The following is a 23,470-nucleotide window of genomic DNA, read 5'->3' on the forward strand; positions in this document are numbered from 1 at the left end:
CTCAATGTCTGTGCAATTAACGAAGGTGACCTCCTTGCCAAAGACAGCCGAAGCGACCGGAGAGTTCTGTTCGTTCCGTGGTCAGCGTTTTTACCGAATCGACAACTATAACCAAATGTCGAACTTCTTCATGTCGGTGGTCAGCGCTTACGATCACTGGTTGTTTATTTCCAGCAATGGTGGCCTGACCGCCGGCCGTCGCAATGCACAGCATGCTTTGTTTCCGTATTATACCGAGGACAAGATCAGCGACATGGCCCATTGCACCGGGCCAATGACGCTGATCCGCGAGCAAGGTGAACTTTGGCAACCCTTTGCAACCGGGTCCTTATTGAATAAGCCGGGGCACCGAACACTGTATAAGTCAGCACTGGGTGACCAGCTTTATTTCAGCGAACAGAAAAATGGTCTGCAGTTTGATTACGGCTGGTCCTTCAGTGACCGCTATGGCTTGGTGCGAACTGTAACACTGACTAACCAGAGTGATCAGGTTCGTGCCTTGTCGATTCTGGACGGATTGCAGAACTTGCTGCCGGCCAATATCGATTCCGACCTGCAGACCAATAACAGCGTGTTATTGGATGCTTATAAGTCGTCCGATTGTCATGATCAGAACGTTGCGGCCTATTACCTCAGTTCGCGACTGACGGATCTGGCAGAGCCATCTGAGAGTCTGCTGGCCAACACCGTTTGGCATCATGTCAAAGGCGATGCGTTCAAACCGACGGTGACGATGGATTCGTCGGCGCCAGAACATTTTGTTCAGGAACAGGCGTTAACCACCGATGCGCGGATGCGAGGGCAACGTGGGGCTTATTTCCTGACGGCCGACATTTCAGTTAACCCCGGCGAGTCCATTGAATGGATGCAGGTATTGGAAGTGGATCAGAATGCGTCTGACATTGCTTTATTGAAGCATCTGGTTCACCGCCAGGATATCGGTCAGCAAATCGACGCCGACATTCAGATCGGTTCTGAAACTCTGCGAGCGCATCTGGCAAAAGTCGACGGTTTGCAAACTGGTGCAGAAGAAGCGACTTGCGTGCACCATCAGGCCAATGCCTTGTTTAACATGATGCGAGGTGGCTTTTTTGAAGACGGTTATCAGATCGACAAACAGGATCTGATGGATTTTGTTATCACGCGGCAACACGCCCTCAAAGATTACAGTTGGTGGTCGACACTTCCGGAAACCCTGTCGTTGGTGGAGCTGGAACCGGCATTAGCGGCGTGTGATTCGGTCGATCTGCGACGCTTGGTTCGCGAGTACCTGCCCATCAGTTTCAGTCGCCGCCATGGCGACCCGTCTCGACCCTGGAACAAGTTTTCAATCAACCTGAAAAACGAGCATGGCGAACTGATCAAAGACTATCAGGGGAACTGGCGGGATATTTTCCAGAACTGGGAACCGCTGGCCTACAGCTATCCTAAGTTTCTACCAGCCATGATCTCAGCCTTTTTAAATGCGACCACCGCAGATGGTTATAACCCTTATCGGGTGACCCGTCAGGGCATTGAGTGGGAAGAACCGGAGCCTGGCAATGCTTGGGCTAACATCGGCTACTGGAGCGATCACCAGATTATTTATCTGTCTAAGTTGCTTGAGCTTCAGGCGCAGATTGATCCGGACTGGTTCCAGGCCGCGATGGTTGAACCACGGTTCAGTTACGCGAATGTTCCCTATCGCATCAAAAAATTTGTCGATCTTGAACGTGACCCATACGACAGCATTCGCTTTGACGAGGCGCTGAATCAGGAAATCGAAGCACGTGTGGCCACCATGGGCAGTGATGGTAAGTTGCTGCTCGACAGTGAAGGCGCGGTGGTTCACAGCAACCTGATCGAGAAACTGCTGACCTTGTGGCTGGCCAAACTGAGCAACTTCGTCCCTGAAGGCGGCCTGTGGATGAACACGCAGCGTCCGGAATGGAACGATGCCAATAATGCGTTGGCAGGCTGGGGGATGTCGGTTGTGACCGTGGCCTATCTGCACCGGCATCTGCTGTTTATGCGAGACTTGCTGTCGACCCAGAAAGGGGCGGTGTCAATCAATGTTTCGGTTAAGGATTGGCTGTTCAGTGTGCATCAGCAGTTCCGTTCGATGAGCGGTGTCACTTCTCAGTCGCGTTATAACGACCTGCAGGCGTTGGTAATTTCAGCGGATCGCTATCGAGAGGGTCTGTATCAGACAGGGCTGGCAGATACGGCGGTTGAAATTTCCGTCAAGGAACTGTTGGGCTTTCTGGATGACGTGATTCCGGTCATCGGACAAACATTGGATGCGAACCAGCGTCCCGATGCGTTGTTCCATGGTTACAACGTACTGCATCTGGGTGCAGGCACGGCGGAAATTGAACATCTGCCACTGATGCTGGAAGGACAGGTTGCCATGTTATCGGCCAATCGCTTGTCGCCCGAGCAGGCATTGTCTGTGCTGGAGGCTCTCCGTAAGAGCGATCTTTATCGGGAAGATCAACACACCTATCTGCTTTACCCGAACCGGCAGCTTCCGGCATTTACCGAAAAGAATCACATTCCGGACACGGCTCTCCAGCAGATGCGTGATGTGAAATCCCGGTTACTGGCAGAACACGTGCTGTATCAGAGTGCGGACGGTGAGTATCACTTTAATGTGCACTATCGCAACGCTAAGGACTTACAGGCGGATTTAAACAGCCTTGAGTTTACTGAGGAGCAGAACCGACACATCGAACAGGCTTATGAGACAACCTTTAATCATCGCTCCTTCACCGGTCGTTCCGGGTCGTTCTTTGCCTATGAAGGTCTAGGCAGCACCTATTGGCACATGGTGTCGAAGCTGTTACTGGCTGCACAGGAGAACTGGTGGCAGGCACGTGCACAGGGCGCTTCGGTCGCTGACGCACTGGCCGAGTGCTATTACGATATCCGAGCCGGTATCGGGTTTAATAAAACACCTGCACAATATGGGGCGTTCCCAACGGATCCGTACAGCCATACACCGGAGACCGGCATAGCACGGCAACCTGGGATGACAGGACAGGTTAAAGAAGAGCTGATTACCCGCCTGGGTGAGTTGGGGTTGCAGTGGCGGCAAGGTGCGTTGACTGTCGATCCGGCGCTATTAAAGCCTTCCGAGTTTAACGCAGGTGAGTCTGAGTTTACGTATCTGTCGGTCGGCTCCGGCTGGCAGACACTGGCGTTACCCGCCGGCACCATGGCGATGACGTTGGCTCAGGTCCCGTTTGTTTATCACCAGTCCAAGCAGAGTAATGCGGTCACTATCGAGGTGTTGTGGAGCAATGGTCGCCATGAGGTGCTGGAGGCGCCGACACTGGAAGGGTCAGTGATTCAACACCTGACGGAGCGAAGTGGTGAGCTGGCACGTATCGATATCTTTGTGCCATTTGACAAGGCCTGACCCCCAGCGCAGAATTCCTGAACGCTAGCGCATCTATCAGGAATTCTGCTACCTCATGCCTACCATCAAAGAAGTCTCAGAACTGGCCGGAGTCTCTCTGGCCACCGTTTCCCGTGTGATGAACGGCAGTGATCGCGTTCGAGCAGAAACCAAAGCCCGGGTAAAAGCCGCCATGGAGGAGCTGGGGTATACACCCAACTCCGCCGCCCAGTCGTTAGCCGGGAACCGGTCCAACACCTTGGGGATGGTGGTTTCATGGCTCGATGGTCCCTTTTATGGCCCGGTGATGTCCGGGGTCGAAGAAGAGCTGCGTCGTCATAATCGTCACGTCATTATTGGTGCCGGCCACGGCGATATTGATCAGGAACGTGAGGTTATCAACTATCTCAGAGCCCGTAAGGTCGATGGTTTGATTCTGCTCACCGAAGGGTTGCATGAAGAAGACCTGCTGGCGCTCAGTAAAGAACTGCCGATTTATCTGATTAACCAGCACTTTGAAAAGCTGGAAGATCGCAATATGTGGCTTGATAACGAGTACGGTGGCTATGCCGCAACGCGTTACCTGATCGAACAGGGCCACGAGCAGATCGTCTGTGCGGCAGGTCAGAAATACAAGCAGGATGCCCGTGAGCGGGTCGCCGGCTATAAACGTGCGATGAAAGAGGCCGGACTCACCTACTCAGCAAAGCATATCTGCCATACCGTCTTCGATTTACAGGGCGGCCTGACGGCCATGCGTTCGTTTGATGAAGAGCGCCTGGATTTTACCGCGGTCTTTGCCGGCAGTGATGAAATGGCCATTGGGGCGTTGGAATGGGCCCGGGCAAAAGGCCTTTCGGTTCCTAAAGATTTGTCTGTTATCGGGTTCGATAATCAATTGATGGCGCAGTATGTCAGTCCCAAGCTGACGACCATTGACTTTCCTGCCTTCGATATGGCCAAAGCCTGTGCACGATCGGCCATTCAGGAGATCTACCACAAGCAAAAGGCCTCCGGTCTGAAGTTTACCCCGTCGCTTGTGATCCGAGATAGCGTGGCGCCTCCTCCGAGTCGGTAGTGATGAATCGGCCTACTGACGTCGCATTATTCTGGCGAGTGCGTCGCTGGTTGTTGCCTATGGTGACGCTGATCTCTCTGATCATTTTAGTGTCTCAACGTGGCGATGGTTTATTGGACATGTTTACTCCTTCTGAGCCGAGTGTTTCGTGGCTGATCATTACGCTGTGTTTTTATGCCCTGCTCTTGGCCATCCCGTTTATGCCCAGTGTCGAAGTGGGCTGGTTGATCATGGCGATGTTCGGCTTGCCGGGTATTGTCGGTGCCTGGATAGCAACCTGGGTAGGCCTGATGACCGGATTCTTTGCAGGTCGTCTGTTCAGAAAAACGGCTTGGTATCAACAGCGATTAACCCAGGTAGAAAACCGCTACCAGCAACAGCAAACCTCGTCCGACCCTGGATTGGTCGCACGGGCGGTCTCTCTCAGTCGTCGGCGTCCGGTCTTTTTTGTTGCTGTGGCTCTGAATGTACCGGGTAACTGGGTCATCGGCGGGGGTGGCGGTGTCGCATTATTGGCATCCCTGGTGCTCATGATGCCCTGGTGGCGATTTCTGATGATCATCATTCCAGCGACCGGCGTGGTACCTGTTGCGTTAATGCTTGGATTAATGCCCGTGAGCGCCTTGAACTGACCCCTGCTTGCATTCACTGATTACAACCTCCCTCGTTCCTTACCCTAAGACAATGGCTTACCGTGCTTGATTCTGGCGGCCCAGAGACTGCTCTATTTGTTTCCCACGGCGGATGAACAATCATGAGGAGCAAGTCCGTCGGACTCGTCAAGTGCCAAAAGACGGATGTCCGTTTGCAGTTTCTTTACGATCAAAACATTATCGCGAGCACTTTAAAAACGTGCTTAAAAAATCATCTGATCTTTACAATCTTGGGTTGGGTTATATCGGTAAATATGACCAAAGACACCTTGAGTAAATATTCTAAATAATTATTGAACACTGTAAAAATGACTATCGTCATATTGAGTAAATATTCTATTTATTGCCAAAGCAGTTGTTGTCGGTATGTTTTTGCCAGGGCGTTTTCACAACGTTTACGCAAGGGTGTCATCGTTTTTTGAGCCTCGTTGTTGACCCGAAAAACCGGTGATACATTGCGCGTGCTTTCGGCTTATCCGGCATCAGTTTTCGGATGCTGGTTAAGCTCTTATAAAAATTTTTAAGTCAATCAATGGTGAAAACACTATGAAAAAATTGCCACTTTCCATTGCGGTTTCTTCAATCGCACTCGCGGCCGCTGGTGTACAGGCTGCAGAAACTGTTTATGAAAACGAAGGTCTGTCTCTTTCTGTTGGTGCCGACGCGGCCTGGGTTGTTGAAAAAAGCAATACGGTCGATTCTGACGTTCAGCTGTCCAAAGACGCGGCTGACGTAAACTTCAAAATTGCATCTGAGTTGAACGACGATGTAACTTTGTTTGGTTACTTCTCTTTGGACAGTGGTGTGCTGGGTGACAACTATGTCGGTGCCACTTACGGTGCGACGACTCTGACTGTTGGTAAGCATGCCACAGCAGCAGATGCCTTTGGCATCGGTAAAGACCAGTGGTTTGGTTTTGGTAACGTGATCGCAAAATCTTCTGGCGATGACGTTATTAAAGTGGCTTACGAGAAAGATGGCATCAGTGTTGCGGCCGCGACCGAGTATGCGGCGACCGATGCTGAAGATTCACTTTACGATCTGTATGCCTCCGTAGATCTGGAGGGTGTTTCCGTAGCGGGCTTTGTTCAGTCAACCAGCATTTCCGGTGCCGATGACACTCTCTTTGGTGCCAGCGCTGCCTATAGCCTTGACGCGTTAACCGTGGGTGCTGAATACAGCTATTCAACGGAAACCGAAGTGTCTGCTCTCGAAGTCGCCGGTTCTTACGCGGCCACTGACAAACTGACTGTGGCAGCCGGTTATGGCATGGAGCTGGCGGACGCAAATGATGAAGCCCCATGGGGTGTGTACGCAAACGCTTCTTATGACCTGACCGCTAATGCTTCAACCTTTGCGGAAGTTGCACAGTATGGTGGTGACGGTTATGCCGACACCCAAGATGACCTGGGCTTTGCTGCCGGTCTGTCTCTGAGCTTCTAATCTCAGACGACACAGGCAACTGATGTGTTGCCTGTCCAAAAAAAGGCCCGATCATTGATTGGGCCATGCCAAATTTTCATGAAGGTGGGCTCACTGGAGTGGGTACGCGTTCAACCAGATTTGCCAGCGCTGGTAACGTTGGCAAATGACCAGGTCTGTGGCAAGTCCTGGCAATTGAAGTTTGAATTTTAAATTTAGCTTCAATGATTTCCCAAAAACGTTTAGCGGCATCAGGGCGATTCATCGGTTACTGCCACGTGCTGACGAGTTCGCCGCCGCTTTTTTTAGCCTTCCATTTTTGTTTTGCTATCTGCCTGCATCCTCTCTATCTGAACGATAAAGTTCTCATCTTTTGCACCCATCGATCGTAGTCTTCAAAATTATCCAGCACTGCATTCTTGCGACTGAGTCAGATTTTTTTGCGCTTCGTGCTCTTTATCATGGTCATCGTCGAGTGAAATCAGAGGACAGCAAGTGCATGACCAATAGGTCATTTGTCTCATATAAAGAATAAGGAAAGATCATGTTAGCAACTACCGTAGGGCGAGCGTTTGGCATCGCCTCTTTCTCCATGTGCCTGTTGAGTGTTTCAGCGGTTACGGCCCAAGCGCAGCAGCGACTTTTTGATGACTTTCATTACGAGAATGTGAATCAGCTCAGCAGCAATGGTTGGCAGGTGCGAACCTGGCAAGGGGGGCCTGGTTTGAGTAATGGTCAGTGGAGTGCGGATAACGTGCGTTTCGTCACCGACGCGCAGGGTGAAACGTCGATGCGTTTGTCGGCTGGAACCAACATCAGCGGCACTAACATTCAGAACAATCAGGCGTTAAGAGGTCAAAGTGTTCAGGCCGAAGTGGCACGTTCAGAACAGGAGTACAAAAACGGGACTTGGGCTGCTCGGATGTATTTCAACGATGCACCGTCAGCAGGACCTGATGGCGATACGGTTATTCAAACCTTTTTTGGTTTAACGGATTACATCGAGCTGACCGAGCCGTACAGCGAAATCGACTTTGAATATTTGCCCAATGGGGGCTGGTGGTCTGGCAGCGATGAGCCGGCTATGTGGTCTGGTACCTATCGGATCGTGGATTGGTCTGACCCGGCCAATCACGGTGTCACCAAAACGGTCGGCAGCCTGCAAGGCTGGCACACCCTGGTCATGAATGTCACTGACGGGCATATCAGTTTTTATATCGACGGTGAGTTCCAAACCGAGTTCAGCGGTGACGTTGCTCCGGATTACCCGATGTATCTGATGTTTCAGATCTGGTTCAGCAATGACTGCTTCGATGCCGCCTGCCAGCGACGAGGCTATCTGAACCGAGAGGACTCGCGGGAATACTGGGAAGATGTCGATTGGGTGTATTTTGAAAAAGACGCTCAGCTATCAACGGACGACGTCGAACAGACGGTGAGTTGTTTTCGTCAAAACGGCACGTCGTTTGTGGACACCGAAAGCTCTGAAAGCAATGGTTGTCCGGTACCGGACTCCGATGATGACGACAACGGCAGCGAGCCTCCAACAACCGGTGATGTCTGTAACTGGTGGGGCACCCGATACCCGATTTGTACTCATGTGGAGTCAGGTTGGGGCTGGCAGAACAATACGGACTGTGTCGGCCGGTTGACCTGTGAGACCTTGCCGGATCCCTACGGTGTTGAAGATGGACAGGATAACCCCGACACCTTCGAGTTACGCATTGAAGCCGAGGCTTATCAAAGCATGTCCGGTGTGCAGCTTGAGGCAACGACCGATACCGGCGGTGGTCAGAACGTGGGTTGGGTCGACACGGGGGATTGGATGGCCTATCCCACCATCGATATTCCGCAGGCAGGAACCTATGAGCTGACATTGCGGGTTGCCAGTACTAACGGCGGTACTCTGGTGCTGGATCGTGACGCCGGCGCCTCGGTATTGGCAACGGTCGAGGTTCCGGCCACAGGCGGTTGGCAGAGCTGGCAGACTGTCACGACGACGGTCGAGCTTGAACAAGGCCCAGTAACCTTGGGTGTCTATGCCGCACAAGGCGGTTGGAACCTGAACTGGATCGAACTCATACGCTAAGTAGCACAAAGGCAGGGAGTGACGTCAGTCGGCGTGGCTCCCTGCAGACGGTTTTAAATGTCCTCTCTGACAATACCAATTCTCATTCTCTATATGACACAGGTCTCATTTCCTGTAACTGGTTACAGCTTTCTTGTGAACAAGCGCTAAAAAACGACCATTGTTCCGATTTGCTGCGAACTCGTTCCTAAAAAACCGTAAAAACTCCGATAGGGTGTGTTACCGATAACGAAGGCAAATGCCTCATTCACAACACCCAAACCGTTACCCAGGGAATTACCTCACTGTCTTGCAACGAGGTCCGGGTCGAGAGAGGACGGATTGAACATGGAAATCTATCATCGCGCCAAGAGGGCGCTCAGTATCTTGCTGCCAGCGATTTTGCTGTTTGCATGCGGTAACACCAACTTTGAAAACACCCGAAACGAAAGCGGCATTGATGCCGGCAAGCGAGCCTATGAGGCATTGTGCGTCAGCTGCCATGGCGTCAAAGGTGAGGGGCTGGGTTCATCGGCTTTGCCGGCTATTGATCCGACTCGAAGCACTTATGGCGGTAAGACGCTCGCGGCTTTTATCGAAGCCAATATGCAGCGAGGCATCACGTGCCGAGGTGACTGCGCCGAGAACGTGGCTGCATACATCCGAACCTGGGAGCGATCCGATGGCGATGACAACTCCGGTAATGACGATTCGGGTGATGGCGGATCAGATGGCGGTAGTGACAGTGGTAACGACGGTGGAAGCTCCGGTGGCGATGTTGATTCGCTGAACGGCGATGCGGGCAGAGGCGCCGAGTTGTTTGTTGCTAAAAATTGTCAGACCTGTCATGGCGAGCAAGGCGGAGGACTGTATCCGTTGGTCGCCGATCGGCCAGCTTACGCGCATTCGTCTGCGCCCGCTTTGAGCATGTCTTTGCCCGAGTACATCGACTCCTATATGGGGCCGGGTAATGCACCGAAATGTCAGCAGCAGTGTGCCGCCGATGTGGCCGCTTTTATTGAAACCTGGGTAACAGACGATGGATCAGGTGGTGACTCTGGCGGTGATTCCGGTGGTGACTCTGGTGGCGACTCTGGTGGCGACTCTGGCGGTGATTCCGGTGGTGACTCTGGCGGTGATTCCGGTGGTGACTCTGGCGGTGATTCCGGTGGTGACTCTGGCGGTGATTCCGGTGGTGACTCTGGTGGCGACTCTGGCGGTGATTCCGGTGGTGACTCTGGTGGTGATTCCGGCGGTGACTCTGGTGGCGATTCCGGCGGCGACTCAGGTGGTGAACCAAATGCCGCCAATGGCAAGCTGCTGTACGAAAATGTTCAACTGAGCTGTTCCGGTTGTCACGGCGCAGACGGGACGGCACAACTGCCGAATGTCCCAAATCTGGACCCTTTTAAAGCCGTGTATCAACACAGCTCTGCTCCTGGCGAAACCTACAGCCTGGCCGACTATATCGACCTTTATATGCCGACGACGCCCACTTTGTGTGATGAGGCCTGTGCTCGGGATATTGCCGCCTACATTCAATCCTGGCGACCGGACGATACAGGCGTTGCCTGTGCGCCTTCCGAGGTCAACTACGGCCGACGACAAATGCGCCTGCTGACGCAAAGTGAGTACGAAGCAACGTTATACGATCTGTTGGGCTACACAGTGGTGTCGAACGCTCGCGGCGTGCCGGCAGATACGCTTGTCGAAGGGTTCAGTAACCAGACGCAAACCTCGGTGACGCAAGCCTATATGGATGCCTACATGAGCATTGCTGACAGCGCTGTGGCGTTTGCCGAGCAGGATGGCTTCGCGGGCGTTACCGACTGTGAGGGCCTGTCCAATACTGCCTGTGCGCAAGCCTTTGTGAATGACTTTGCCTGGAAAGCGTATCGACGCCCCTTAACGGATGACGAAAAAGCTCGCTTTCAGGTGTTCTTTTCACCGACCTATAGTGGTGGCAGCAATGCCGAAGGTATCAAGGCCGCTCTGCGTGCCGCCATTACGTCGCCTTATTTCCTGTACCGCTTTGAAATGGGCGAGCCGGTAACCGCCTTGCGTGATCGGGTCTCTAACGGAGATAAGTCTTATCAACCGGGAGACATCGGCTACACGCTCACCGCAGAAGGTATGGGCGCAACCGGCGACTATAAAACGCTCAGTAACAGTAACAACAACTGGGGGCGTTACATGGAAAGCGCCAATTATTATCAATACTCCGGAAGTGACCTGATCATGGTGACGGCGAAAGCCAATCCGGTAAACGATGATTACCCGACTCTGCGGTTAAGTGCCTATAACAATGCATTCGATCTTCGTGTCACGCTCGACTCCAGCCTCGAGAAAACCTACGTGTTTGTGCTCGAAGGACCAGACGCGCCTACACCCGATGTGCATGGTGTGTACGTGCAGTTCCTGCAGGAAGGTGTCGGCAGTATCGATATCAAACAGATCGATTTTGCACCGGCGATTGAAGTAGAACAGCCCGAGCCACCAGAAGAGCTTGATGATGACGCCTATGTGCTGACTCAACATGAAATCGCGTCGTTCCTGTCTTACACCTACACCGGAACCATGCCGGACGCTGAGTTGTTTGCGGCGGCCGCCAACAACGAGCTGGTTACCGATGCCCAGCTTGAGTATCAGATTGCGCGCCTTCTGCAGACGGAAACGGCCCGGCATCACTTCGGTGAGTTTGCCGCTCAATGGCTGGCGACCGATAACGTCCTGTCGGCGGCGAAAGATGCTGAGCTGTATCCTAAGTTCACAACCGGCATACGCAAACTGATGGCCCAGGAAGTGCGGGAGATTTTCCGGCATGTCATGTTTGATGGTGAGCAACCGGTCAGTAACCTCTACAGCAACTTCACCTTCCTGAACCAGGAACTGGCTGCGTTTTATGGTATCGAGGGCGTTTCGTCAAATGAGTTCAGCAAGGTGTCTGAGCTTGCGAATCGAGGCGGTATTCTGACCAGCGGTGCCTTTATGGCCGGTTTTGCCCACGAGCAGGAAACGTCGCCAATTAAGCGGGCGGTTGCTGTTCGTGAGCGCTTACTGTGCCATACGGTGCCGCCGATGCCGACTGACATTGATGCGGCACGCGAAGACGTTGCCGAACAACTCGAAGCTTACATCGAGCAACAGGGATCAATTACCAACCGGGAGCGTTATGCATTCCTGACCAAAGACGAACCCTGCAGTGCTTGCCACGATGAAATCATTAACCCTCATGGTTTTGGCATGGAGAACTTTGATGCCGTAGGTCTGCTGCGCAGTCATGGCGTTAACGGAAAAATCATCGACGCCTCCGGTGCGCTGATCGGAACCGAGACGATGACGGATGGCAATCAGATCTCCTTTACCGGCGCACGTTCGCTGTCCGATGAACTGATGACATTGCCGGCAACACAAACCTGCCTGGCGGAAAAGGGATTTCGTTTTGTAATGGGAACCGGGCACAACTGGTTTGATCATGTCGCCGAAAACGCGCCGGAACTCGAACCCGATGAGAAAGCCGGTTATCAATGCGGTATTGATCAGATGGTCTCATCGATGTCGGCCAATAACCTCAATCCGAGAGCGGCGTTCCGTGAGCTCGGTGTCAGCGACTTTGTTCGCTATCGCAAACAACGATAAGGGAGATCGCGAACATGACTCACTCCATTGCAAACATGAATCGTCGCCATTTTCTGAAAACGCTTGGCCAGGCCGGCTTAACCGTACCGATGTTGAAAGGCGCCACCTTTACCGCAGGTATGATGGCGGCGCGAGCGGCGCAAGCCGCCGAGGTGCCCGGTATAAAACGCGTCATCTGCGTATACATTCCGGACGGGGCGCCGGTGAACGGCACCAACCTGTGGTTGCCATCTAATGACCTGACACTACCGGTCACAACCGCCCCTCTGGAAAGCGTGAAGCAACATTGCATTTTCTTCAGCAATGCCACCATCGCGAATAAAGACGGTGCCGGTGTTGGCGGACACGGCAATACCAATAAAGCCTTTGGTGGCGCCGGTTTTTACAACACCTTCGATGTTGAGTTGGAACGCACCTTGGGCGCGGTCTCCGCTTTTCCATCCCTGTTGTTGGGCGTGCAGAGCAATGGTCACGGCAGTGCGACCAAAAAAAATGGCACGGAAGTTAACTATCAGGACAATCCGCTGGCGACCTTCAACCGGTTGTTCGGCTCGACAATCAACACCGGGGATGTCGAAACTAAACGCACCCGCCGGGTTTTGGATCTGCATAAACAGGAGCTGGCCGATCTGACTCAGCGACTGGGCATGGCGGAACGTCAGCGGTTGGATGAACATCTGGCATCGGTCGAGAAAATAGAAAAACGCCTGGAGCAGACGGTGGAAGAGCAGTGTCGTAATCCGGAGTGGAATGAAACCGGCTTTATTTACGACGCCGCCGATAACTCGAAGTTTACGCTGGAATCAGAGCTGCAAATGGACACGGCTATTTTAGCGATGCAATGTAATCTGACCAATGTGGTGTCGTTTATGTTCGGTAACCACCAGTCCGAGCACGCCATACCGGAGCTGAATTTCACCGGGGATTATCATCAGTCGATTCACGGTGGGCAGGCCGGCGCTTACGAAGAATGTCGCGCCTATTTGTCGAGCCGGATGACTTACTTGATCACCGAACTCGATAAAGCCGGTTTGTTGGACAGCACCTTGATCATCCAATCAACGGACATGGGCGATGGTAATGCACACAGCTCCGATCACGCCCCGGTCATGATGGCCGGTGGTGGAGCTGCGCTGCGTGGTGGTAGCGTTGTGGATGCCCAAGGCTCACACATGAACGTGTTTGACACCGCGGTGGAAATGCTGGGCCTGCAACAGGAGTTACCGCAGTATGGTAACGGCGCGTTGTCTCAGGTGATTGCCTGAGGCACGCGTCAGGAGAGTGACTGCATCCAGTCGTAGCAGTCACGCAATGCAGACTGAACGTCGGTATCTGCACGGTAACCGAGCTCCTGTTGTGCTTTGGCACTACTGACCTGTAATTGGTCGCAGACAATCAGTGCTTTTTCGGGCGTGAGTTCAGGTTCGCGACCGGTAACATTCGCGCCGAGTACGGAGAGTTGTGCGAAGGTTTTCAAAACCCAGGCGGGTGTGGCTCGCTTGGGTGTTTTTTTCCCAAGCATCTGGCCAATTTCACTGACAAACGCCACAAAACTTAAATCCTTGCCCGACAGAATATAGTTCTCACCGGTACGTCCTTGTTCGGCGGCTAACAGATGCGCGCGCGCCACCTCTTTGATATCGCAGAAGCTACCAAGGCCGGGTGGTACGCCGGGTAGCCGATCCTTGTCGACCATATCGATCATCTGTGACCAGTTGTGATGATCCGGAGCGCCAACCAGATGGCAAGGGTTCAGAATGACCGCATCCAGTTGTTGTTCCGCCACGGCTTTTTTAACTGCTTTTTCTGATAAATGCTTGGTTCGGTAATAGTTGCAGAACGATTGCTCTCCGAGCTGTTCCGTTGCTTCAGTGATCAAGGTGTCGTGAACGCCATAGGCGGCAATACTGGAGGTATGCACAAAGCGCTTGGCTCGGCGCTCAATGGCCACGGCAATGGCGTTATCGGTTCCGGTTAGGTTAATGCGATTCTGAGTCGTGTTTTTACGTTTCCACATGCTGGTGTCCGCCGCCGCATGGAAGAACACATCCATGTTTTCCGGGCAGGCGGCCAGCAGCGATTGGTGATGGGTCACATCCCCGATGTGCCAATGTACCGGTAAGTTGTCCAGTTCTCGGGTATCGGACGTCTGCCGCTTTAAGGCGTGTACTTCAACATCGGCAGCGATCAGCTGTCGAACCAGGTTCGTGCCCAGAAAACCGGTGGCGCCGGTGATAAATACACGTTGCATGCAGACTCCTTGTGTCCTTTTAAGCGACGGGTGTCGGTTGCGAGCGCAGTGCTTTGTAAAACGGAACAAACAGCAGCACTGCCAGGATCGCTGAACTGACGTCGGCCAACGGGAAAGCCATCCAGGCGCCGTCGATTCCAATCAGCCGCGGCAACGTCAGCATGGCCGGAATCAGGAACAGATAGACACGGGCGCTGGAGGCAATCAGCGCCATGCGCGCGTGACCGGTGGCCTGAAAGTATCCGGTTATGATGAAGGTTGAACCGACCAGCGTAAAGCACAGAAAAACCGTACGGCTGATTTGCATGGCGCGTTGTAGCAGCTCAGGGTCGCTGGTAAAAATGCCGAGAAATACCTGAGGAACGGTCAGCATGATCGCACTGACGCTGCCGCAGAGAATCAAGCTGGACGTCAGACCCAGACGCACCATGGTTCGGACACGGCTTAACTCGCCGGCCCCATAGTTGTAACCGGTAATGGTTTGAAACGCGATCATCATGCCGATCAGTGGCAGGATAACAAACATCAGCACCCGGCCGACCAGACCGTATGCGCTGATGTAAATGTCCGCCGCGTTACCGCCAACCTGAGACAGGGCGTTGTTGGTCGTGGCAATCATGAATGAGGCTCCCGCATGGGAAATAAAAAATGGCAGTCCGAGAGCCACGACCGGCCACAGTGCCCGCCAATCGATTCGCCATTCCCGAGCGGTTAAGTGAATGGCCGTTTTGCCGCGCAGATAAAAACTCACCGCGAGGCACAAGCCCGCGGTCTGGGCAATCACCGTGGCGATGGCGGCACCCTGAACACCCATATCCAACACAAAAATAAAGATCGGGTCGAGAATCATGTTCAGGACCGAACCGGTGAGCATCAACATCATCATGTATTGCATCTTGCCTTCGGCGCGCAACAGATCACCAAACACCGCCCCCATGATGGCAATGGGGGAGCCGAGCAGGATGGGTAACAGGTAGTCGACACTGTAGGGCATCAACGCTTCGGTCACCCCCAGCAGCGACAGGATGGGTTTCATCGCCAACAGGACCAGCGCGCAAATGACAAATGAAAACAGAATGCTGAAGGTTAAGGTTGTCTGAGCCGCATGCCGTGCCGCTTCGTGATCTTTTGCGCCGAGGCGACGCGAGACAATCGATGCAGCACCGCTGCCCAGCACGGCGGCAAACGCAAACACAATCATCTGAACCGGAAAGACGATCGATACGCCTCCAATGGCGAGAGGCCCGACACCGCGGGTCACAAAGATCGCATCAACGATGTTGTAGAGGCCGTTCACCAACATGGCGAAAATCATCGGCAGGGACATGGAAACAAAAAGTTTGCCGACGGGCGCAGTGCCCAGGCGTTCAGTCTGTTGAGTCATTCAATGGGTCCTGTCAGGAGAATCAGGTCGCCCGGAAACTAAGGGCGTCTAAAAGCGGTTCTGCACACCGGTGCGGCGCAGCGGGGGAGTATAGACGAACGCGGCGGCTAATTAGTCGTTTGGCTGGACAAAGATGACTTTTGGCCAACTGCTCAGCGTTTGGGACGGGTGGTGGATTGGCGAACGACGAGTTCAGGCTGATATTTCTGGGTCACGCTGCCTTCCCGGTCGCCCAGTTTAAGCAGAGCCAGGTCGGCGGCCTGACGTCCGAACTCGGCGACGGGGATGTTCACCGTGGTCAGCCCCGGCACTGTGTACCGCGCCATGACCATGTCATCGTAGCCGACAACACTGACATCATCGGGTACTCGTTTACCGTCGGCTTTTAAGGCTTTCATGGCGCCAATGGCCATATGATCGTTATGCGCAAAGACGGCAGTAAAGTCGGCCTTGCGACGATTCAATCGCTCGATCGACTGTGTGCCACCTTCTTCCTGATAATCGGACTCGATCACCAGGCGTTCATCGTACCGCAGTCCGGCCTGTTCAATGGCGCGTCGATAACCGGCCAGACGGGCGCGGGCATCCGCTTTGAATAACGGGCCGGCAATACAGGCGATGGCGGTATGTCCCTGATCGAGCAGATGCTGAGTGGCCAGATAGCCACCCATGTCGTTATCGAGTGAAATGCAGTTATCGGCCAGTTCCGGTACCCGCCGGTTGATCAGAATGATGGGGATGGAGTACTCATCGCACATCTTAATCAGATCGTTATCCGGAATTGATTCAACGTGCAGTAGCAGGGCATCGACCCGCCGCTGCATCAGAAATTCGATCGCGTCCATCTCGCTGTCAAACGATTCATGACCGCTGGTGATGATCAGATGTTTGCCTTGCTTACGGACGGTGTCCTCGGCCGCGCGCATCATTTCACCGAAGAAGGGACCGGCCAGATCCGAGACCACCATGCCAAGCGTGTCAGAACGGTTGGTGGCCAGCGCTTTGGCGAATGAGTTGGGTTTGTAGCCCAGTTCCTTCATGGCCTGCAGAACTTTCTCGCGGGTTGAATCCGACACCCATTTGTTACCGTTGACAACTCTGGAGACGGTTGCAACAGAGACATTGGCATGTTTAGAGACTTGTCGGATCGTAGCCATGAGCGCATTCCCAGCGGTGATTGGTTATAATGTAACCGGTTACATGTTGGTTTCCAAGCGGATTCTACCGATTTTCCCTGAAAATGTCCTGAAAACCTGTAACAAACCTGACCGGCTCAATGTTCAAGCCGGTCTTTTCAGTTTCAGTCTCAGGTTCGGAACTGCCGCACCTGGTCGTTCAGCTCATCCGACAACACTTTCAGGGCTTCGCTGCGCTGCTGCATCACGTCCGCCGCCTCAAGGGTCTGCTCACCCAGACCGGAAACCTGCAAGATGTTTCGATTGATCTCATTCACCGTGGCGGCCTGTTCTTCAGACGCGGTTGCGATCAGGTGACTGAGGTCGATGACGCCGCTCATCAGATCCGTCATGCGATCGATGGTGGCCTCGGTTTTTTCCGAACTGGTTAAGGTGTCTGAGACCCGGTTGAGATTCTGGTTCATGGCCTCGACGGCGTTGTTGGAATCCGTTTGCATGGTGTCGATCATCTGTTGGATTTCATCGGTCGCACCCGAGGTTCGCCCGGCCAGTTGTCGGACTTCGTCGGCCACAACGGCGAATCCCCGTCCCTGTTCACCCGCGCGTGCCGCTTCAATCGCGGCATTCAGGGCCAATAGGTTGGTCTGTTCAGCAATCCCCTGAATGGTGCTGAGAATGCTGCTGATTCGGTCTACGCCACCGGTCAGGCGGCTGAGTGCGTCGGCGGCGCTGCGCGTCTGGGCGTCAACCGCCTGCACCCGCTCGCGTGTTTCGATAACCGTCTCCCGGCCCTGTTGAGCGGTTTGTTCGGCTTGACTGAGCTGTTGGTGGGTATCACTGGCGTGTTGGGCGACTTCTGTTGCGGTGCCGGCCATTTGGGTCAGAGCGGTGGCCACCATGTCGAGCTCGTTGGCCTGATTGCCGATGTTCTGGCGTGTACTGTTGATTTGCTCATCCAGGTTTTCAATGCCGCGCTGGATTTCCTGATTAGAGCGGCTCAGTCCGGTAACAATGTCGGTTAGCTGGGCTTTGACCCGGGCGATGCCGCTGAGAATCCGACCAAACTCATCTTGACCGGCAACAGGCATCTCGCCACTGAGATCGCCCTCAGCCAGTTGGCCCAGTGGCGTTTGGATGGACTGGACCGAGCGTCGGAACTGGCGTGTCAGGTAAAGCGAAATACCGATCACAAACAGAAGGGTGGCCGCACCACTCAGACGGCCGAGTCGCTCCTGCTGACGCAATGCGATGGCCGACTGTTCGGTTATCTGGTGCAGTTCGGTCAAGCCGACCTCAATGTGTGATTCATTTGTCGCCAGCATCGATTGTATCGAGCTCAACCACGTTTCAAGGCTGTCTTGTTGTGTTTGCATCAAATCAAGCTGTGTGTGCTTGATACTAATCAGACCGTTTTCGTAGTCGTTAATATCGTTGTTGTATTCGCCTTGAGCCGTGGTCCGAATGGTTTCAGAGATGTCGGCAACGGAGGCGACAAACGCACGATAAAGCTCGTTATTTTCCTCAATACTGACCGGCAGCATGCCGGTGTAAGCATCAAAATCCCGTATCCAGGTCGTCAGTTCGGTGCCGATTTGTTCCGCGTTTTCCGGGTCGGTGGCGGCCTTTAATTTTTCGATCAGGACTTGCCCATAGTTGGCTGATGCCGACATTTCCTGAATCAGACTGATCAGATAGTCGTCATAAATTTCATACACGATGTCGTCAATGGCGGTGCGGAAGTCGGCATTGGCTTTGTCGAGTGTTTGTGAAGCTTCGATGAACTGTTGTCGGGTTTGCAGCCACTGCTGCTGTCGCTCTACCAGCGTGGTTAAGTCCGTTTGCAGACGGCCGACGGCTTGGCTGAGCGTGGTTTGGATCGACTGAGCGGTTGAACCCGATCCGCCTCCTGACAGGTCCTGATTGTCGCTGAGCATTTGCAGCGTCTGGACAAGCTGGTCCGACAAGGCGGCGCGCGCTTGGGCCAGGTCGGACTCGGTTCCAGCGTCGATTAAGGCGATGAGTTTCGGCTCGAGAGTCTGCAGTAGGGTGGCCTGTTCGGCAGAAACCGACAGCAGCGGGACGGCATCCTGTTCTATAGCATTAATTGCTTGCTGAGACTGGCGAGCATTATTAAGGCTGAACAGTAAAATGGCGATGAACAGCCCGGTGATCAGGCTGAAACCAAGGATAATCCGGAACAGCAGCGTCTGAAGACGGCCGGAAAGACTGGGCATGGAAAGCCCTCCTGTAAATACTCTGTGATTTTATTTTTTATGAATCAAATGTAACCGGTTACATGCCGTGAAGTAAATGATTAGCTTCAGGAATGGTGATCTTTACGGTGTTCGAGCTGTAAAACCCGGAACTAACATCGATCGATGTCAAAATTGCCAGCCTGCGTTGTGCATGGATCCGGGTAACTGGCAAAAAAATGGCAGAGAGCCGCTTCCCCTTGCGGCAAACCGTGATGCCAGTCAGTGTCCTAATTTTGCTGATCACTTTATCCACGACACTGTCGGCACTCTGAAGGCTGGAGACCGGCCTTTTCGTTATTGTTCCGGTACGACGCTGCCATCCGCTGGCATTGATAACGTGGTGGGCCAGTGCAAAAAAAGGCCGATCAGAACAGATCGGCCTTTGCTAAACAGGTTGAGCTTGGTTAGCCCAAGGTAACTACAACCTCGACGGTCGACCCTTCAGACTGCAATGGAATGATGTTGCCTTCCACAGCGTCGCCATTCACGGTCATCGACGCGACCCCTCGGCAGACGTGAGCCGGGTTATTAATCTGGATCTGATAGGTCACGCCACGGAACACTCGAGTGACCCGGTAGCTATCCCACGCTTTCGGGATGCAGGGATCGACCTGCAGACCCTGATAATGCGGTTTAATACCGAGAATCGATTGCGTGATGGCAACATAGTTCCAGGCGGCCGTACCGGTCAGCCAGGAGTTTTTCGCCTGACCCGGTGTGGCGGCTTCTTTACCGGCGATCATCTGTGCATACACATAGGGCTCGGTTTTGTGCAGCTTCACCTTATCGTCCTGATACGCGGGCGCGATCCGGGTGTAATAATCGAAGGCGCGATCACCATTCCCAACCACGGTTTCGGCAATCATGATCCATGGGTTGTTGTGACAGAAGATCCCGCCGTTTTCTTTGTAGCCTTGTGGGTAAGTTGAAATTTCACCGTATTCGATGTGGTACTTGGTGAACGCAGGCGCGTTGAGCACAATGCCGTAGTCGCAAGCCAGGTGTTCATTCACCGCGGACAAGGATTTTTCAACCAATCCATCTTCCAGACCGATGCCGGCCATGCCACAAAACCCCTGTGATTCGATAAAGATTTTCGATTCGTCGTGCTCGTGCGTACCGAGTTTGTTACCGGCGGCATCGTATGCGCGCAGGAACCAGTCACCATCCCAGCCGTGGGTTTTCACTGCTTCAACCATGGCGTCGACGTGATCTTGTGCCCGACGGGCTTCATCGGCTTTGCCCAGCTCACGGCATAACTCGATGTAGTCTTTACCGAACAGGACGAACTGACCGGCAATCATCAGCGATTCCGCACGTCCTCCTTCCTGGTTTTCCGTGGTCTGGAACGATTCGTTCGGGTCCGAAGAGAAGCAGTTCAGGTTCAGACAGTCGTTCCAGTCAGCCCGGCCAATCAATGGCAAGCCATGTTCACCACGGTTGTTGACAACGTGATTGAACGAACGGGTCAGGTGATCGAACAGCTTCGCGGAGTTGTCCGGGTCGTTATTGAACGGCACGTCTTCTTCCAGAATGCTGAAATCACCGGTTTCTTTGACATACACCGTAACGGATTGAATCAGCCACATCGGGTCGTCGTTAAAGTTACCGCCGATGGCTGCGTTACCGCGTTTGGTCAGCGGCTGATACTGGTGATAGGCCGAGCCGTCTTCAAACTGTGTAGACGCAATGTCGATGATACGCTCGCGTGCGCGTTCCGGAACCAGATGCACAAATCCGATCAGGTCCTGGTTCGAGTCCCGGAAGCCCATGCCGCGGCCGATGCCGCTTTCAAAGAACGACGCAGAACGGGACATGTTGAACGTCACCATGTTCTGATACTGGTTCCAGATGTTCACACCGCGATTCAGACGGGCATCGTCTGAGTCGACGACGTAGCGACCGAGCAGTTCATCCCAGTAGCGGTTCAGCGCATCGAATGCCGCCTGAACTTTTTCGCTGGTATTGAAACGTTCGATAGCCGCCAGCGCTTTGGTTTTGTTAATGACCTGCGGTGCTTCCCACTTGTCATCGTCAGGCATTTCCACGTAGCCAAGGGTAAAGATCAGATCCCGGCTTTCGCCTGGCTGCAAGGTCACTTCAATCGCGTGAGATGCGATCGGAGACCAGCCGTGGGCTATGGAGTTGTTGGCTTCACCACGTGCTACGGTGTCAGGAGTATCGAAACCGTTGTAGTCGCCCAGGAAGACATCGCGATCGGTATCAAAGCCGCTGATGTCCGCGTTAACCGAATAGAATGCAAAATGGTTCCGCCGCTCGCGATATTCGGTTTTGTGGTAGATCACCGAATCCTGAACTTCGACCTGGCCGGTTGAGAAGTTACGCTGGAAGTTGGTCATGTCATCTTCGGCGTTCCACAGACACCACTCAACAAAGGAAAACAGCTTGAGCGTTTTTACCTCCTGGCTGTGGTTAGTCAGTGTCATTTGTTGTACTTCGAGGTTTTCGCCTTTGGGGACAAAAAACAGCACTGAGCTGCTGACGCCGTTCTTTTCACCACGAATGCGGGTATACCCCATGCCGTGGCGGCATTCGTATTGGTCAAGCTCGGTTTTCAGCGGTTTCCAGGCGGGTGACCAGGTGGTGTCACCGTCTTTGATGTAAAAGTAACGACCGCCGGTGTCGACCGGAACGTTGTTGTAACGGTAACGGGTCAGTCGACGGAACTTGGCGTCTCGGTAAAAACTGTAACCGCCTGAGGTGTTGGAAATCAGTGAAAAGAAATCGGTATCGCCCAGATAGTTGATCCATGGGTAGGGCGTTTTCGGTTCGGTGATGACGTACTCGCGCTGGTCGTCATCAAAATAGCCGTAGGAGTTTTCAGTTTGTGTCATGAGTGGCATCTCTCAAGGAATCAATAAGGAGTCACCGGGTGCGCAGGCGCGTCGTCCGGATGCGTTTCAGGGGTGTTCGGCTTCGTGTTATTTGGCCCATCCAGGGCAGAAAAGCCGTATTTCATGGCCACACAGGCGCGTGTACTGTGGTAGAGGCTGCGCCAGATGTCGCCTTTGTTCGTATCGCCAGCCGGTTGCAGAGACCGGTCCAGCTGTGGGTGCCAATCGCCATACTCGCGATCGGCCCAATGATTGGGAAAGCCCTGCCAGAGTCGGCTCAACTCAGTCAGATAACTGTCTTTGCCGGTGATCTCATAGGCCCACTGCAACCCATTGGCGGCTTCGACCTGGGTCCACCACGTCAGGAGTTCACGCCACTGATCTTGCTCATCCTGGCCGTAAAGAAAGTAGCCTGAGGGCAGTTGAGCGGTTTGCAGGCTGTGGTCGGTCAGTTGCAGTAACTTCTGTTCGGTGAGAAGCCGTCGTTGGTCATCTTTCAGCGCCCGGCATGCGAGGGCAACCAGAACAGGGGCTTCGAAGTTATGCCCGATGGATGTTTCAAAGGGCTGGGGCCGCCATTGCCGGTTAAACAGCAAGGGTAAGTCGCCCTGTTCAGGAAAGATGTGAATCAAAAACAGATCAACCAGGGCTGTCAGCTCTCGCTTCAGGCGGCTGGAAGGTCGCGCCAGGTACAGCTGCGTCAGTGCTTCCAACACGTGTAGCTGACCACAGGTTTCAATGTGGTCTGGCTGCTGACGGCTTGGGTCAACCCCTTTTTGGTAGATGCCGGCGAAGGTTCCGTCTTCACGAGCAAATGACTGAAACAGCACCTCAGTCAGTTGCTCCGCCCGTTGCAGCGCCTCAGGGTGATTGCAGGCCACGGCAAACTGGCTTAATGCATAGATGGCATAGGTTTGCGCGAGCAGTGCAAAGGTGTCTGATGACTCGACCGGTAGCTGCCAATGCACCAGCCCTGTGGCATCGTCAAAAAACTCATCACAAAACCCGTGATAGAGCCGCAGAGCGCTCATTTGCAGTTCTGTTTGTGGTTCGAGTCGATGCAGCAGGGAAAAGCTCCACAATGCCCGGCTGTTCATGATTGAACCTTTTGGCTGATCGGTTTGAGATTGGGCATCGGCGGTTAGAGTACCCATAACGCCTTGATCAGCGCGACGTGCATGCTGTTTCCAGACAGGCAAAATCTGTTCGCTCAGTTGAGTTTGAGCGATGTCCCGGAGATGGCAGGGACGCGAGGGTGTTTTCATGAGTCGTTCCACTCCGGTCAAATAACAGTGAGATAAAGGGGCATTTGATAGATCCTGTAACCGGTTACAATACCGAAAAAAAACG

Annotated in this window: 13 protein-coding genes; 7 read left to right on the top strand and 6 right to left on the bottom strand. The window is 53.6% G+C overall.

Features of this window, described 5'->3' with window-relative positions:
- The first annotated feature begins 4 nt into the window (after nucleotides 1-4).
- The 7 genes from MED297_RS00455 to MED297_RS00485 all read left to right on the top strand — a co-directional run bounded on the left by MED297_RS00455 (nucleotide 5) and on the right by MED297_RS00485 (nucleotide 13,504).
- On the top strand, nucleotides 5-3,400 hold the full coding sequence (locus MED297_RS00455; RefSeq protein ID WP_008041327.1) for a hypothetical protein: 3,396 nt from the start codon (nucleotides 5-7) through the stop codon (nucleotides 3,398-3,400).
- Nucleotides 3,401-3,455: 55 nt separating this feature from the next.
- The gene (locus MED297_RS00460) at nucleotides 3,456-4,457 is read left to right on the top strand and encodes a LacI family DNA-binding transcriptional regulator (RefSeq protein WP_008041328.1); all 1,002 of its coding nucleotides are present in this window, start codon (nucleotides 3,456-3,458) and stop codon (nucleotides 4,455-4,457) included.
- A 2-nt stretch (nucleotides 4,458-4,459) separates the two neighbouring features.
- Entirely contained in the window at nucleotides 4,460-5,089 is a 630-nt protein-coding gene (locus MED297_RS00465; protein ID WP_040556358.1) for a hypothetical protein, read from the top strand.
- A gap of 567 nt (nucleotides 5,090-5,656) precedes the next feature.
- Nucleotides 5,657-6,553: a porin gene (locus MED297_RS00470; RefSeq protein WP_008041330.1), complete on the top strand. Its 897-nt coding sequence runs from the start codon at nucleotides 5,657-5,659 to the stop codon at nucleotides 6,551-6,553.
- 523 nt (nucleotides 6,554-7,076) lie between these two features.
- The gene (locus tag MED297_RS20920) at nucleotides 7,077-8,621 is read left to right on the top strand and encodes a carbohydrate-binding protein (protein WP_008041332.1); all 1,545 of its coding nucleotides are present in this window, start codon (nucleotides 7,077-7,079) and stop codon (nucleotides 8,619-8,621) included.
- 327 nt (nucleotides 8,622-8,948) lie between these two features.
- Complete coding sequence (locus tag MED297_RS20925; RefSeq protein ID WP_008041334.1) at nucleotides 8,949-12,239, top strand: DUF1592 domain-containing protein; 3,291 nt, start codon at nucleotides 8,949-8,951, stop codon at nucleotides 12,237-12,239.
- Between the two features lie 14 nt (nucleotides 12,240-12,253).
- Nucleotides 12,254-13,504: a DUF1552 domain-containing protein gene (locus MED297_RS00485; RefSeq protein ID WP_008041335.1), complete on the top strand. Its 1,251-nt coding sequence runs from the start codon at nucleotides 12,254-12,256 to the stop codon at nucleotides 13,502-13,504.
- A gap of 8 nt (nucleotides 13,505-13,512) precedes the next feature.
- Here MED297_RS00485 and MED297_RS00490 read toward each other — a convergent pair whose 3' ends face one another.
- From MED297_RS00490 to MED297_RS00515, 6 genes are all read right to left on the bottom strand, one after another.
- Complete coding sequence (locus tag MED297_RS00490) at nucleotides 13,513-14,490, bottom strand: SDR family oxidoreductase (RefSeq protein WP_008041337.1); 978 nt, start codon at nucleotides 14,488-14,490, stop codon at nucleotides 13,513-13,515.
- A 19-nt stretch (nucleotides 14,491-14,509) separates the two neighbouring features.
- Nucleotides 14,510-15,874, bottom strand: a complete 1,365-nt coding sequence (locus tag MED297_RS00495) for an MATE family efflux transporter (protein ID WP_008041338.1) — start codon at nucleotides 15,872-15,874, stop codon at nucleotides 14,510-14,512.
- Between the two features lie 152 nt (nucleotides 15,875-16,026).
- Nucleotides 16,027-17,031: a LacI family DNA-binding transcriptional regulator gene (locus MED297_RS00500; RefSeq protein WP_008041341.1), complete on the bottom strand. Its 1,005-nt coding sequence runs from the start codon at nucleotides 17,029-17,031 to the stop codon at nucleotides 16,027-16,029.
- Nucleotides 17,032-17,180: 149 nt separating this feature from the next.
- Nucleotides 17,181-19,244, bottom strand: coding sequence for a methyl-accepting chemotaxis protein (locus MED297_RS00505; protein ID WP_008041343.1), 2,064 nt, complete (start codon nucleotides 19,242-19,244; stop codon nucleotides 17,181-17,183).
- 425 nt (nucleotides 19,245-19,669) lie between these two features.
- Nucleotides 19,670-22,120: a glycoside hydrolase family 94 protein gene (locus MED297_RS00510; RefSeq protein ID WP_008041345.1), complete on the bottom strand. Its 2,451-nt coding sequence runs from the start codon at nucleotides 22,118-22,120 to the stop codon at nucleotides 19,670-19,672.
- Nucleotides 22,121-22,140: 20 nt separating this feature from the next.
- Nucleotides 22,141-23,385: an AGE family epimerase/isomerase gene (locus MED297_RS00515; RefSeq protein WP_008041348.1), complete on the bottom strand. Its 1,245-nt coding sequence runs from the start codon at nucleotides 23,383-23,385 to the stop codon at nucleotides 22,141-22,143.
- Nucleotides 23,386-23,470 lie beyond the last annotated feature (85 nt).

Source organism: Reinekea blandensis MED297 (assembly GCF_000153185.1).
In the GTDB taxonomy this organism is placed as follows: domain Bacteria; phylum Pseudomonadota; class Gammaproteobacteria; order Pseudomonadales; family Natronospirillaceae; genus Reinekea; species Reinekea blandensis.

Coding starts and splice junctions, on each gene's coding strand:
- MED297_RS00455 (WP_008041327.1), top strand. CDS start 5: ATGTCTGTGCAATTAACGAAGGTGACCTCCTTGCCAAAGACAGCCGAA.
- MED297_RS00460 (WP_008041328.1), top strand. CDS start 3,456: ATGCCTACCATCAAAGAAGTCTCAGAACTGGCCGGAGTCTCTCTGGCC.
- MED297_RS00465 (WP_040556358.1), top strand. CDS start 4,460: ATGAATCGGCCTACTGACGTCGCATTATTCTGGCGAGTGCGTCGCTGG.
- MED297_RS00470 (WP_008041330.1), top strand. CDS start 5,657: ATGAAAAAATTGCCACTTTCCATTGCGGTTTCTTCAATCGCACTCGCG.
- MED297_RS20920 (WP_008041332.1), top strand. CDS start 7,077: ATGTTAGCAACTACCGTAGGGCGAGCGTTTGGCATCGCCTCTTTCTCC.
- MED297_RS20925 (WP_008041334.1), top strand. CDS start 8,949: ATGGAAATCTATCATCGCGCCAAGAGGGCGCTCAGTATCTTGCTGCCA.
- MED297_RS00485 (WP_008041335.1), top strand. CDS start 12,254: ATGACTCACTCCATTGCAAACATGAATCGTCGCCATTTTCTGAAAACG.
- MED297_RS00490 (WP_008041337.1), bottom strand. CDS start 14,490: ATGCAACGTGTATTTATCACCGGCGCCACCGGTTTTCTGGGCACGAAC.
- MED297_RS00495 (WP_008041338.1), bottom strand. CDS start 15,874: ATGACTCAACAGACTGAACGCCTGGGCACTGCGCCCGTCGGCAAACTT.
- MED297_RS00500 (WP_008041341.1), bottom strand. CDS start 17,031: ATGGCTACGATCCGACAAGTCTCTAAACATGCCAATGTCTCTGTTGCA.
- MED297_RS00505 (WP_008041343.1), bottom strand. CDS start 19,244: ATGCCCAGTCTTTCCGGCCGTCTTCAGACGCTGCTGTTCCGGATTATC.
- MED297_RS00510 (WP_008041345.1), bottom strand. CDS start 22,120: ATGACACAAACTGAAAACTCCTACGGCTATTTTGATGACGACCAGCGC.
- MED297_RS00515 (WP_008041348.1), bottom strand. CDS start 23,385: ATGAAAACACCCTCGCGTCCCTGCCATCTCCGGGACATCGCTCAAACT.